The following is a 12,937-nucleotide window of genomic DNA, read 5'->3' as shown; positions in this document are numbered from 1 at the left end:
GTTAGGGTAATGGATATGGTAAGAAGGCTCAAAAAATAAGAAATGTCATCATCTTGTGGTCAAAATATACAGTTAGGGGAAATATAAAAAGTTACGTTAAAACACCCTAACCATCATCCAATAATAGATAAACGGCTAGGGCGCATTAACGAAAGAAACACAAACCTATTCTTCTCCGAAACGAGCCCGAAGGGCGAACACAAAGCTCCGGCCTGGCGAGTAGATTGGTCCAGAGTCATTGTTTCTGTTTGCCCGGCTCAAGTGCTCGAAATACGTGGTGTCAAATAGGTTTTTGAGGCCCAAGTCCAAATCCAGCCAAGGCAAAGGCCGGTAAGTAAGATTGATATCGGCTAGGGTAAAGGCCTCGCTTTTGCGCTCACCGAATTCCTCCGACACTCGGTTTTGTTTCAAGACATGTCTTAGACTAAACTCGGGTAACAGTTTACCGCCAAATAATGCGCCGCCCACAACATAGCGGACATCCAGAGGCGCAATTTCCGGTAAAGGATCCTTGCGATCCAAGTCTTCGCCGTAGGTGTAAGCCACGCTAAGGCTGTGTTGCCAATGTCTGGCGAGCATTTGGCGCCATTCCATTTCGCCGCCCATGCGCAGGGCTTTGTCCAGATTGACCATTCGCCTTACGCCTGGACTTTTGGGCATAACAGGTTTGAGCTCTTTGTCGATAATGGAAGTGATGAAATCCTTGGTATAAGCGACGAATCCGACCATGCGCCATTGCACCTTGTCACTTTTCCATTCCAGCACAAGATCGGCTTGGCTATTGGCTTCGGGCGAGAGATCGGGATTGCCCAAAATCTCATAAGGGTCGTTGCCTACGGGAAAGAAGTTGATAAAACGCTCGGTCAAATTGCCACTACGGCGGGCGTGACCCAACCACAAGGAAAGGTTCCAGTTGGTTGCCAAAGCCCGCATGGCGCCTACACTGAAAGAAGGATTCGCCTGTGTGTCCGGCGTTTCCGGATTCAAGGAGTCGAACCCTTCGGAAATATCGCGGGCGCCGGCCTTGTCCACGTCCACCCGGGCCGAAAGCACCAATTGGTAACCTGACAGTTCTTGGTGGTATTCGGCGAAAACGCCGGTTTTCTGGATATAGCTGTCTTGCCAAGCCTTGTCCACCAGCACTTTTCCGGCCATAGGTCCCTTTAGCATATGGCGCTCACGGTTTCCGTCGGCGCTTTCGTAACGGTAATCTGCGCCGGCAAAGAGTTTCGATTGACCGAAAGACCAAGTGCCCTCGGTGCGGGCGCCATAATTTTGGGTTTTGGCCAAGGTCTCGGCGTCCACCATTCTGGGATTAAGGTTTTTCATAGAATTGTCCATGGCATGGTCCACGAAAGAGCCGAAAACGACGTTGCGCCATTTTTTCAGTGCGCCTCCGTGAAAAGTGGCGGTGTGATTGACGCGAAACATCCAAGTGTCGTCGCTGATCAGGTCCATGGGCAGGCCGGCGAAATCGGTGTCGTTGGCCCTGTTATTTGTCAGGTTGAATCCCAAATCGTGGTTTTGGGCTAAGAGGTAATTGACGGTCATGCCTACGCTCAAGCGCTCGAAGCCACTGGCGATTTCCTCACCGTTGCCGGCGCTGTAATCCCTTCCCTGGGAATAGGAAGCGAACAGGCGCGCGTCAAAGCGGTCGCCTCGTGTGCCGGCCATGGCCTCGTTGCGCCATACGGTTCCGTTACTTTCGAACAGCGTGCTGTACCGGCCGAATGATCCGCTTTGCTTGTGGTAGGAGGGGGGCTGGCTCACGAAGTTAATCGTACCGCCCAGCCCAGCGCCATAACGTAGCGAATACGGTCCCTTGGCTACTTCGATTTTACCCAGCATATTGGGCGCCATCTGGCTTGTGGGCGGGTCCATCCGATTGGGGCAGGCCGCCGTGGCACTTTGACACCCATCCATCACCACGTTGAGCTGATCATACTTAAAGCCCCTCAAGACGGGATCAAATCCATAACCGCCGCCTTTGCGGATCACGGCCACAGCCGGGTCGTGCGTCAGAAGGGCACCGGCGTCGTGGGCGCTCTTCTCCCGGTTGCCGATATCGTGTGTGTCACCGTCCTTTTCCCGTAGGGAGATGACACTGACAGGCTTTAGGCCGATGATTTTTTCCTGCCGGTAAAAACGTTGTCCCTTGCGGGCTGTCTCCAGCGCTTTGGACCCGATTCGCCACTGTCCGTAAGTCACGTGCGAGAGCGCCATGCTTTCCCTGGCTCCGGTTGTCCATTCGAACTGTATAGCCCCGTGTTCGTTGGAAAGCCCTGTTTGGCTTCCCAAACTGAATGACGCTCCCGCAATGGGATCTCCGCTTTCTTTGTCCAGAAGGGTGATTGATTTTTGTTGTTGCCCGTAAGCTGGGAGTAAGGCCAAGACAAAGCAAAGCCCTGACAACGCCCAACGGACGTTACTCCTAATTATATTTCGCATCGGTTTATTTTATTTAGCTAAGTAGTAAATGAAAACCCTGCGCAACCGCAAACCTGCGACAGCGAAGGAAACGGACACAGTTTGGCCTTTCCCGCAAAACATGCGGTAACTGGCCACTGGCCGACTTGTCAAAAAGAAAACTTAGCTTTCGGGAGGATGGAATACGGAAAAGATCGTGGCCGTATGAAAAAGTTTGTCGAAGAAAAGGCTTTCGGATCTCTTGACTAGCGAGGCCAGTTTATCCAGGTTTTTCTGGGAAAGACCTTCGAAGTATAGCGTGGGAAGCTCGTCTTGGGTAAGGGGCAAAGGTTTGTCAGGTGTGTTTTCCTCTCCGCCGACATCCTCCAGCTTCTTTGTCAAAACGCAGGAACCGCCGCACATGGTCATCGGCCGGTCTCGGTTTTCGCACAGGTTGTTGGCGATATAGTCCCGGTTAAGGTCAAACCATACCACCACCGCCGCGCTTTTGAAAAGCGCGCACGCCAATACGCATAACAATATGACCGCTATGGTTCCTTTCACTAAAAATGGGATGTGACCGCTGTTCTTTATGATTTATTCACCATCCAAAATAATAAAATCCATAAAGGAATTTAAATACAGATATTATTAATACGGCTCAAAAGTTAAAACCAATGTCAAATGGGGAGTTGAGGCCCGGTAATGAGTCGTTTTTTTTAAAACCAAAAAGACCCGCCATACGGCGGGCCTCCCACATGAAACGACAGATGCAATAATGCCTAATTCTGAGTGGCCAATTCCGCTACGTACTCGACGCCCTCGAAGGTTACGGATCCCTCGCCGATATTGCCGGGTACCACGTAGTTGTTTAGGTAATCGATGATAGCTTGGCGGTAAGCCCTGTACTTGACGTCGAGGATGGTGGCGTCGGCGTTGGCGTGGAACACGTCCTTGGCCGATACGCTTTTTTTCGACTCCAGTTCCAGCTCGATCAGTTCCAGCTTGGCCTCGGTAAGCTTAAGGTCGGACAGGACCTTGCGCTTGAGATAAGGGTCGGTCTCCTGCTCGGCGGTGCTGGTCAGGATGTTGATCTCCTGGGCCAATACCTTCTTGTCAAAGAGCAGGTCGCCGACCTTCTTGCCAAGACTCTCCTCTCGGATCATCTTGCCGAAGGCGCGATGCTGGGTTTTAACTAGGAACGAAGACTCCCCGTCCAGGTACGTCTGGCACTTAGGGAGGCTATCCGCTATCGCCGGATAGTCGGACGGAGGGATCAGATCCTCCGACCTAACAACAAATTCTGCCATGGGCTTGAATATGTTTGGGTTAAACAAGTTACAGTTAACCAGACAATCGCAAGCCCTGTGCCGGAGCGGGTTCGAGGAGGTGAAAAAATTTATATTTTTTAGAACGTATTTGAAGCTGGTAGCTTAAGTTCACTTATTTACTAGGCTAGCTACGAAGCGGTTGTATTGTGCGCCCATTGGTAAGTCAAGGTCAACGGCTATCGTTTTTCTTGTAGTGACGGTCTCTTCTTGCTTGACGGGGTTCCAGCCTGTTTTCTCGCTGTTGGTCCAGTAAAGGCCTACGCCTCTTTTTTGCCATGCGGGAATATTGTTGAAGTTAACGCCGTTCTCGAATAAGAGCTGGTTTTTGAACGCCACGGACTTGCCCGATATCGCTTTTGTCGCTTCTGCGGAAGATTTTCCTTGTTCTCTTAGCATCCAATAACAGTGTGCGTTAAGCGAGTTCCTGTGGGCGTCCTCGTGTCTCCACCTAAAATAATTTATTACGTCTTCGGGCCTCGGCAATTGGGAGATTCGGCAATCGAAAGCCCCTATATCCCCCAACAGTAGTGAGAACTTGGCGCTGGCTTCGCCGGCCAATATAGAATTGTATTTACGCGGTTTTCGGGAAAAGGCGTCTTCGTGGAAATCGAAAAGGAGGGATATCTCATCGCTTTCCGTATACCCGTATACGATTTTGAAACCACACTGCATCAGATGCTTTGTGGTCTCTACCATCATGTCGCGGAAGCGTTCGTCGAAAGGCCTGTCGAACGGATGTTTCTCTTTAGTCAAGCGCGTGAAGCTCCGGCCATCTATTCGGGCCACCAGATATATGTTAGGCGGAACAGAGAAATCGTATGCGGTCTCGTATACTCTTAGTTTGCTGTCTAGTTCGTCAAATCTCATCTTTCCAATCGTCTACTAAAAATCCGTTTTCGGTAATCCTTACAAAATACAGTTTGTCAAAGCCCTCTTTGTATTCGGGTATTTCCAGTTTGTTTCGGCAATCCCTAATCCCAACTTCCGGTATTCGCTCTTTTCCCGACCGCAAATCATTCCGCCTGAAAGCGTCCTGTATTGATGTGCTGAAATAGTACCCGATTACCTCGTACTTGTTCTCTTTGGCCAAGTTGATGTATTTCTTCCGTTCTTCAGCGGTCGGATTCGTATTGTCGATAACAAACTTTGAGGATGTTTGGACGCAGGTCTCCAGAAATCGGTTCTCCTTGTTTCTGGTGTTAAGCAAATCCATACTGATACGGATATGGCTATTGAAAAAGTTGTCTTTGTAGAAAGTTGACTTTCCTGAGGCTTGGATACCTGTAAATATAATCGCTTGCATACTTCTTCTTGATTATGGACGAATACCTGACGATGCTTTTTTTGGGGTGAATAGCCACTTGGGAACAGGTAGTTCGCTTAACTTCTTTATAAGTGGGGCAGGAAATTTATGGCGGTCTCTTTTGCTTAAAAATGGTTCTGGAACTAAGCCCCAGAATTCGTTTGCGTGCCCGTTTTTGAGTCGGTTATAGAAAGCGTCAGAAAGACCTTTTGTATCAGGGGTGTATATGCCACTTAGAAAGAGGAACTTTTGGGCCGTTTGTATATTGCCAATCTCTTTGTTGTATAAGCCATATATGTGATACAGTACGGGATCGTATCGGTACAGAGTTCCAGCTAATGTACGCTCCATTTCTTTGTAATTTTTTTCCTGAAGGAGTCGGTTGTAAAAATATCGCCAGAATTTAGTTTTATCAAAAAAGCAATACTCTTTAAGTTCGGGAGGGCAAAGCTCTTCGAGTTTTTGTATTTCTGTATTGCGATAATTTGTTCTGAAAATAGAGAAGGCTGTTTCGTTGTAATATATGCGTTCCAATCGTATGTCACGATCGATACATTTAAGAGTGTGTCGAGCTTTGTCTGGTCGGTGGTTTTGGATGTGCGTATATACTTTTCGGATATATCGTCGTCTTAAAAAGTTGAACATTGTAATTGAAAAGTTTTCATTGAAGATAAATGCACTGGATTTTAGTGAAATCGAGTTGAGTGTGAAAATTTTTCGGGTGTAATATTCAAGCAAATATAATGGGAAAAGAAATGGTGAGATTTTCCTTGAGAGAAGAAAGCCCCTTAAAAAGGTCCGTCGTGACTTGATGCTTTGGAAGTGATTTTACGTGACCAACCGCAACGCTCTAACCAATACCTCTCACGGTATTCGTAATACCCTCGATTAAGATCGAGAAGGAAAAAAAAGCCCGCAAAGTTTGGTTTGCGGGCCTTTTTCATGACCAATTAATTCAAGAAGAAACAAATCAGGGTGATAAACCGGCCAGTAAGCCGTAAGAGGGCATAGTTATCCCGCCAATGCCATTTCCGCAGGCCTTTCCGAAAGGGGAGGGCTTAGCGTTTTATGCGCTTGGAGGGGCGTGTAGAATGTTTTTCGTTCGCTTTCGGCTTTTTGTAGGCGGATATGGGCAAGGAGTAGTTTGGCCAGTGGTGTCATATCGCGGTAGTGTTGGGGCTTATCATCCATGCGGAAGATGGGTTTTGCCCTTTCCTTTGCCCTGCTAGGGAATCCCGCCCGCTTCCAGAACGATTCGGAACGGTGGTAGTGGAGGGTGTCGGAGTGCCAGCAGATATGGGTTCGGGGTATGCGTGCGGGGCGCCAGCGGGGTTTTGCGGGAATTTTGCGCCGGCTTTGCGGGTTGCGGAATGATCCGTACCAGCGTTTGCGCGCGGTATAGAGGCTTTGGGCGGTGCCGGGGTTATACTTGCCGGATGCGCTGTTGCGGCGTATCTCCCGGCTTATGGTGGAGGGCGAGCGGTCAAGGTCTTCCGCTATGCGCCTGACGGAGGCGCCCTCGTCGAGCATGGCGCTTATATACAGGCGCTCGTGGGTGTTGAGGTGCGAGTAGCGGATGGTTTTCATGACGCGTTCTTTGTGCTTATGCCAATTAAGGCGCACGTTCCGTGCCCTCACCTAATGGTTGTCGTGATACGGACGTATGTTTTTGCTTGTTTGTGGGAAGCTAAACCGTTTCGGTCGGCTGTTTTTCCTCTTTTCCGGGTATTTGGGCATTTCCGTTGACAGATTCCCGAATATTAGGCATTTTGCGTCCGGGGCCGTCCCCTTATTACGGTCGGCGGCGAGTTGGGCATGAAGTACGGCATTATCATGAGGTTTCTTTTTACTTGTTTGGGTCTTCTTTTTTTTGTGGCCACGGCTACGTGCCAAGTCCTCAGCGGCGAGAACGCCACTGACCGGATGATGGGGCCTTGCTATGAGCTGGATGGCGAGGACGATTATATTGATTTGGGACTATTGGACGTAAGCGACGATTTCAGTTTCTCCGTTTGGCTGAAGCCCGCCGTATTACAAGAGACGAACAGGACTATCTTTTCTATCGGATCCAATTGCGTAGTGAATATCAATAGGCTTAACCGCGAACTTTTGGTCTTGAATCCGCAAAGGCGGGGAGTAAAGTTGGATAGCGTGGCTGTGGCGGAACGGTCTTGGCAACATTTCGTGTTTTCTTACCAGAAAGGCAAGAGCCTGACGGTGTTCCAAAACGGTCAGCAAAAGGATAGCACTTCTTGGGACTTTGGTGGCGGCAAGCGCAGTATCCGCATAAAGGTAGGGGGATTTGAGTGGAAGAGCCATTTCAAAGGGCGTATGGCCAAGCCCAAGTTATATAAAAAAAGGCTGGATGCGGAGGAAGTCAAGCTACTGTATGGCTCCACTTCAATGGAAGAAGTGGCAACCGAGGGACTGTCTTATTTCTCGGGCCGAACGAACAAGGCTTTGCGAGCGAACATTCTGAATGCGGATAGCCTGGTAACAGCTCCCTTGCCGGGCGCGGGCGGCGTGGGGTTGTCATTTCCGGCTTCTTTGGCGGGCGGTACTCCATCTACAGGCAAGGTGCTCTCCGGAAATTCGGGGACAGTGGCCGCTTGGGTAGCGCCGGTCAATGTACAGGCTATAGACGCGATAGTAAATGTGGGCAACGCGTTTGTTCTTCGTTTGAATTCGAGTGGCAGACTGATGTTTACCACACCGAATACCCATGACCATCATTCCACCCGTATCCGGATTCCCACTGACCGTCCCAGCCATATAGCCGTGACATTTTTGGAAAAAGATTCGGTTCGTTTTTATTTCAACGGGGAGAACGCCGGCGCCGTTCCTATGGTAAACCTTTGGCGCGAGCCGGAGATGAGCTTGGAGCTGGGTTCCGATTTCTGGAATTTCGACTTTGAGGGCCTGATGTGGGATGTGGGCTACTGGACCCGTGAACTTAGCCCTTCCGAAATTCGCTTGTTGCGTGACCGTGAGGGGACGTTCGCCGGATTGGGAATCCCCGAGGGCGATGATTCTTGGCCGGTAGGTTGGCTTATCGCTCTTGCGACGGTCATCGGGGTGTTATTGTTGTTCGTTGGGTACAAGTACTTTCGTTCGCGTACTGCGAAGCCCCGGGCGGAAAGGGTAACGGTAGCGGTGCCCCAAACGGTGGCGACGGAAGAAAAGGAGGAACAAGGAATAAGGGAGATACGGTTGTTCGGCGAATTTTACGTCCCTGACGCTCAAGGCGAGAATTTGGCCAAGGGTCTGCCCCCTAAGCTTAGGGAAATATTCGTGTACTTGTTTTTGAAATGCCTGCACGGCGAGCCCGCGACTACTCAGGAACTTAATGACGCTTTTTGGCCGGGGTATTCTTCCGGCAAGTCAAAGAACAATAGAGGGGTGTCTATCCGCCGGATACGCGAAGCCCTTGAACAGGGAGGCGACGTAAATTTGGTTTTTGAGGACGGCCGGCGCGTATGGGAGGTAAAGGTGAGCGAAGCCTTGGCCTGCGATTACTCTAGGCTGGTGGCCTTGACGGATTCGGGCATGGCGGAAGCGGCCCATGAGGCTTGCGCGATATTGGCCAAAGGGCGCTTTATACCTTTCGTAAACAACGAGGCGCTGGATACTTTCCGTTCCCGCACCGACGACCTGTTACGCCGCTGTTTCGACCTATGGGGGCATCCAGGTTCAGGTTTGTCCGGTAATACCCGCGAAAAGCTCCTTAGGGTATTGCTTAAACATGACCCGTATTTTGAGGAATGCGCCGAAGCCCTGGCCGTGGCCCTCGACGCCCGGGGACAGTCCACCGAGGCCCGGAAAGTGCGGCGCCAGTCGGAACTGCGCGCCGCCGACTGATGTGGCCCGCAAGGGGGACTATCGTTCGATTTATGTTGCTTTTCGGCACAAAAGTACTTTGCTAACCCTGCGCTACCCCGTAATAATCCGTTTACTACCCTTCCGGAACTTATAATCGTTTCTGAATTTTTTAGTCAGAAAATCTGGAAGACATGAAGTTTCTATCTATCTCTGCCACAAAAAGTTTCGTAGCTTTTTGCTCGGCGTTTTTGGTATCGGCGGGTTTGTTTGCCCAAGGCGGTGCCGTAAGTCTGGAGTCTTTGCTCCGCGAAATGGCAAACCGCGACGCGTTGGCCTCTTGGCCGGAAGTTCCCTACACTACGGGACAGGCATCCAGCTACGACCGTAATTCCAAAACGAACAATCCCGAAGATGGCGCCGACGCCCAGAGCCGTTGGGGCAAGGGGTGGTTCGCCAACAAGGATTTCAGCCACTATATCCGGACCGAGGACAATAACGGACGCCGCGAGGATGTGATGCTGGACGTAAAAGGTCCGGGCGCCATCGTGCGTTTTTGGAATACCCTCGGCGGAAACGCCTATAAGTACGGCGGCATCATCAGGGTATATATCGACGGTAACCCGACTCCGGCTATCGAGATGCACAACAAGAACCTGCTGGGCTCGGACGGGTTGGTGGGCGAGCCTTTTTCTTATATGGCTCCAAAGGAGGCGGAGAATCCCGTATGGCGGGGCCGAAACCTATTCTTGCCTATCCCTTATCAGAAGAGCTGTAAAGTGACCTTCGACGGCCATGGCAAATACGCCCACCAAAAGGGTTGGTCGGCGATGTATTACGCCTTAAACTACCGTACTTATCCTGCGGGTACGCGTGTGGAGAGCTTTACTATGGAGGCCCTGAACCAAGCGAGGGAGTTGGTGAAGGAAACGGGCGAGCGCTTGACAAAATACGGAGCGCCTCGTGGCGAAAAGTTAGCGGCTTCGGTAAAAGACCATACTCTGGCTCCGGGCAAATATTACCGCGCTAGACTGAAGGGCTCTTCAGCCGTAAAAGAGTTGGCGGTGAAGATCAAGGCCGATAATATGGAGCAGGCGCTACGCTCTACGGTGTTGGAAATTTCTTTTGACGGCGAAAAGACCGTTTGGTGTCCGTTGGGGCAGTTTTTCGGCACGGGTTATCAAATCAAGCCTCACTCTACCTTTAACGTGGCGATGGATTCCGCTGGCCTGATGACGGCGCGCTGGACTATGCCTTTCCGAAAAAAGGCCGACCTGCGCGTGCGTAACTATGGCGACCAGCCCGTGATATTGGAGAAAGTGGAAGTGCGTACGGACGATTGGGAATGGAATGAGAACAGCATGTATTTCTGCGCCTCTTGGAAAGAGCTCCGCAGTATCAAGACCGACTATCGCCGAGACGGAAACTACGTGGAGGTAAAAGGCAAAGGCGTGTTGGTGGGCGATAACCTGACACTGTTCAACACGCACCCGGACTGGTGGGGCGAAGGCGACGAGAAAATCTATGTTGACGGCGAGACTTTCCCTTCGCACTTCGGTACCGGTACTGAGGATTATTACGGTTACGCCTGGTGCCGTCCGCAGTTTTTCTCTTATCCGTTCCACTCTCAACCTACCGGCGCGGGCAATAAGGCGGTGGGAATCACGAGCAATAACCGTTACCGCGGGCTGGATGCCGTGCCGTTCACTTCTTCGCTGAAGTTTGATATGGAGATCTGGCATCCGTTCGAAAAGCCGATGACTTATTCGCCGGCGTGTTTCTGGTATGCCCGTCCAGGAGCCGAGCGCAACGTACAGCCGGATCCGGAAGGTGTAAAACTGCCGGTGACTATGAAAAAGGAAGACGTTATAAACAGTTTGTAAGGGTTTGAAACTGAGAAAAGGCGGAGGCCGGTAGTCACGCTCGGATCTATCGCGTTATAAATGCCGGGCTGTAAACGTGTCAGCAACGGGCGCCGTGTCTTTCGCCTTTTACTTTTAATAATTTGATCTTATGAAAATCGTACGACAAGCGGGGGCATTATTAATGGCCCTGATGATTTTTACGGCCTGTACGGAGGCACCGAAGCGCGTTACGTTCGAGAGCCTGCTCCACGAGATGGTGGACCGCGACGCTATTGCTTCGTTTCCCGAAAAGGAATACCGCTGTCTTCAGGCCAGCAGTTATAACCGCGAATCGGTATCGCCGGACAAGCCGGGGTGGTTCGCCGACAGTGACGGTATCGGCTTTATCCGTACCGAAGAGAACGACGGAAGAAAAGAGTGGGTGTTGATGGAGGATGACGGCCCGGGGGCTATCACCAAGATTTGGGCGGTATGTTTTTATTACGGCCTGAAGAACACCACCGGCGCAAATATCCGCATCTACCTAGACGGAGCGGAAAAGCCGGCGATAGAGGCGAACTTCTTTGAGTTGGTCAAGGGCCAAGACTTCGTAAAAGCGCCTTTGGCCGACGAGTCTACCCGTGCGGGCAACCTGTATATGCCGATCCCTTACGCCAAAAGCTGTAAGGTGACGATGGATAATAAGGCGTTCTATAATATCATCAACTATCGCTCTTACCCGAAGGGTACCGATGTTGAGACATTCAGCATGGATGTGTTCACGAAGGCGAAAAAGACTGTGGCGGAAGTAAGCGAGACTCTGGAAAAGGCTCCAGTGGCCACGGAAGGAAAGGTTTTGACCGCGGATATGACTATCAATCCGGGCAACGAAGGGATCTTGACTTTGCCAAAAGGAAGCAAAGCGGTAAAGGCGTTGGAAATCGAAGTGGAAGCTACGAACCATAACCTGGCTCTGCGCTCTACGGTAATGAAGGCTAATTTCGACGGCGAGCGCACGGTTTGGACGCCTGTCGGGGATTTCTTTAACAACGGACCGGGCAAAAAGGCGTACCACATGTGGGAACGTACGGTGACGCCGGAAGGCAAGATGATTTGCCGTTGGGCGATGCCTTATAAGACGGAGGGTAATATCGCTTTCGAGAACTTCGGCAAGCAAGATGTGAAAGTAAAAGTACGGGCGATAGTGGACGATTGGGAGTGGACCGACCGTTCGATGCACTTCCACGCCAACTGGCGTATGGACCCCGCGTACCCTACATTCCCAATCTTCGATTGGAACTTGGTGGAGGTAAAAGGCAAGGGCGTTTTTGTGGGCGACCAATGGACAGTGCTGAATCCGCGCCAAGGCTGGTGGGGCGAAGGCGACGAAAAGGTGTATGTGGACGGTGACTTCCAAAAGAACTTCCCGTCGCACTTCGGTACGGGAACGGAAGACTATTACGGCTGGGCCGGAGGTGTGGTCCCTACGCCTGCCGATGAGTTTTCGAAGCCGTTTTTGGGCAACGTGTTGGTGGGTAACCCAAGGGCGCAAGGGTATAACACTTGCTCGCGTACCCGTTCGCTCGACGCCATTCCTTTTAAGGAAAGGATAAAGTTTGACTTTGAGGCCTCGTGCGGTACCCGCAAAAGCTGGCACCGCCTTCAGTATAGCGCTAACTCTTACTGGTACGCTATTCCGGGCGCGAAGAGCAACCGTAATCCGTTACCGGAAATGGCTTCGGCCACTACACCGACATTGGCGGATATTCAGGCCGAAGTAGAGGAGGCCAAGAGTGCCGGCTTTGTGGTGGACGGCGCTTTGGAATGCGAAAACCTGAGCACCTTCAAGGCGGACGATAACGTGACATCGGACAAAAAGATCAGCGTTTGGGGCGAAATCAGTAACGGCGCAATGAAAAGCTATTGGTTCCAGAAAAAAGACGAGGCGGTATCGGTGAAAATTACCGAGCAGTTTGAAAAGCGTCACCTGAACCTTTGCGCGGCGGTGGGACCGGCTATGGGAGTTTACGATATTTATGTTAACGGCAAGTTGAAGGTGACGCAAGACTTCAGCTCGAACCACGGCGGAATGACTACGCCTTATGTGGATTTGGGCGTTTGCGAGCCGGTAGACAATGCTTTTGATGTTAAGTTTGTTTTGAAAAAGAACAAGCGAGCCGTTAAGAAGAAGGAAGCCCGTGTTGGACTAGGGTTGGACTTTTTCCTGTTGAAATAAA

10 protein-coding genes are annotated in these 12,937 nt (G+C 51.0%); 3 read left to right on the top strand and 7 right to left on the bottom strand.

Annotated elements, in window-relative coordinates:
• Window positions 1-165 precede the first annotated feature (165 nt).
• The 7 genes from AABK39_RS12830 to AABK39_RS27745 form a co-directional block, all read right to left on the bottom strand.
• The gene (locus AABK39_RS12830; protein ID WP_338391747.1) at window positions 166-2,448 is read right to left on the bottom strand and encodes a TonB-dependent receptor domain-containing protein; all 2,283 of its coding nucleotides are present in this window, start codon (window positions 2,446-2,448) and stop codon (window positions 166-168) included.
• Window positions 2,449-2,589: 141 nt separating this feature from the next.
• Window positions 2,590-2,970, bottom strand: coding sequence for a hypothetical protein (locus AABK39_RS12825; RefSeq protein WP_338391746.1), 381 nt, complete (start codon window positions 2,968-2,970; stop codon window positions 2,590-2,592).
• Window positions 2,971-3,188: 218 nt separating this feature from the next.
• Window positions 3,189-3,716, bottom strand: coding sequence for a hypothetical protein (locus AABK39_RS12820; RefSeq protein ID WP_338391745.1), 528 nt, complete (start codon window positions 3,714-3,716; stop codon window positions 3,189-3,191).
• Window positions 3,717-3,845: 129 nt separating this feature from the next.
• Window positions 3,846-4,604 carry a tRNA(His) guanylyltransferase Thg1 family protein gene (locus tag AABK39_RS12815; RefSeq protein ID WP_338391744.1) on the bottom strand — a complete coding sequence of 253 codons (759 nt, stop codon included), beginning with the start codon at window positions 4,602-4,604 and terminating at the stop codon, window positions 3,846-3,848.
• Window positions 4,594-5,040: an AAA family ATPase gene (locus AABK39_RS12810; protein ID WP_338391743.1), complete on the bottom strand. Its 447-nt coding sequence runs from the start codon at window positions 5,038-5,040 to the stop codon at window positions 4,594-4,596. The genes AABK39_RS12815 and AABK39_RS12810 overlap by 11 nt, the downstream gene beginning before the upstream one ends.
• Before the next feature lie 12 nt (window positions 5,041-5,052).
• Window positions 5,053-5,574 carry a hypothetical protein gene (locus tag AABK39_RS12805; RefSeq protein ID WP_338391742.1) on the bottom strand — a complete coding sequence of 174 codons (522 nt, stop codon included), beginning with the start codon at window positions 5,572-5,574 and terminating at the stop codon, window positions 5,053-5,055.
• Window positions 5,575-6,051: 477 nt separating this feature from the next.
• The gene (locus tag AABK39_RS27745; protein ID WP_421825137.1) at window positions 6,052-6,627 is read right to left on the bottom strand and encodes a helix-turn-helix domain-containing protein; all 576 of its coding nucleotides are present in this window, start codon (window positions 6,625-6,627) and stop codon (window positions 6,052-6,054) included.
• Between the two features lie 246 nt (window positions 6,628-6,873).
• On the opposite strand from AABK39_RS27745, the gene AABK39_RS12795 reads away from it, so the two are divergent.
• The 3 genes from AABK39_RS12795 to AABK39_RS12785 all read left to right on the top strand — a co-directional run bounded on the left by AABK39_RS12795 (window position 6,874) and on the right by AABK39_RS12785 (window position 12,936).
• The gene (locus AABK39_RS12795; RefSeq protein ID WP_338391741.1) at window positions 6,874-8,898 is read left to right on the top strand and encodes a LamG-like jellyroll fold domain-containing protein; all 2,025 of its coding nucleotides are present in this window, start codon (window positions 6,874-6,876) and stop codon (window positions 8,896-8,898) included.
• Window positions 8,899-9,050: 152 nt separating this feature from the next.
• A complete protein-coding gene (locus AABK39_RS12790) occupies window positions 9,051-10,739 on the top strand; it encodes a glycoside hydrolase family 172 protein (RefSeq protein ID WP_338391740.1) in 1,689 nt (562 codons plus the stop codon).
• A gap of 130 nt (window positions 10,740-10,869) precedes the next feature.
• Window positions 10,870-12,936, top strand: coding sequence for a glycoside hydrolase family 172 protein (locus AABK39_RS12785; RefSeq protein WP_338391739.1), 2,067 nt, complete (start codon window positions 10,870-10,872; stop codon window positions 12,934-12,936).
• Window position 12,937 lies beyond the last annotated feature (1 nt).

Origin of the sequence: Fulvitalea axinellae (assembly GCF_036492835.1) — a bacterium.
In the GTDB taxonomy this organism is placed as follows: domain Bacteria; phylum Bacteroidota; class Bacteroidia; order Cytophagales; family Cyclobacteriaceae; genus Fulvitalea; species Fulvitalea axinellae.
Note: the sequence above shows the minus strand (reverse complement) of the source record. Positions and strands in the feature narration are given on the sequence as shown.

What these genes read in the sequence shown, in the direction of transcription:
- AABK39_RS12810 (WP_338391743.1), bottom strand. Translation starts at nt 5,040, where the DNA reads ATGCAAGCGATTATATTTACAGGTATCCAAGCCTCAGGAAAGTCAACT.
- AABK39_RS12790 (WP_338391740.1), top strand. Translation starts at nt 9,051, where the DNA reads ATGAAGTTTCTATCTATCTCTGCCACAAAAAGTTTCGTAGCTTTTTGC.
- AABK39_RS12820 (WP_338391745.1), bottom strand. Translation starts at nt 3,716, where the DNA reads ATGGCAGAATTTGTTGTTAGGTCGGAGGATCTGATCCCTCCGTCCGAC.
- AABK39_RS12815 (WP_338391744.1), bottom strand. Translation starts at nt 4,604, where the DNA reads ATGAGATTTGACGAACTAGACAGCAAACTAAGAGTATACGAGACCGCA.
- AABK39_RS27745 (WP_421825137.1), bottom strand. Translation starts at nt 6,627, where the DNA reads ATGAAAACCATCCGCTACTCGCACCTCAACACCCACGAGCGCCTGTAT.
- AABK39_RS12785 (WP_338391739.1), top strand. Translation starts at nt 10,870, where the DNA reads ATGAAAATCGTACGACAAGCGGGGGCATTATTAATGGCCCTGATGATT.
- AABK39_RS12830 (WP_338391747.1), bottom strand. Translation starts at nt 2,448, where the DNA reads ATGCGAAATATAATTAGGAGTAACGTCCGTTGGGCGTTGTCAGGGCTT.
- AABK39_RS12795 (WP_338391741.1), top strand. Translation starts at nt 6,874, where the DNA reads ATGAGGTTTCTTTTTACTTGTTTGGGTCTTCTTTTTTTTGTGGCCACG.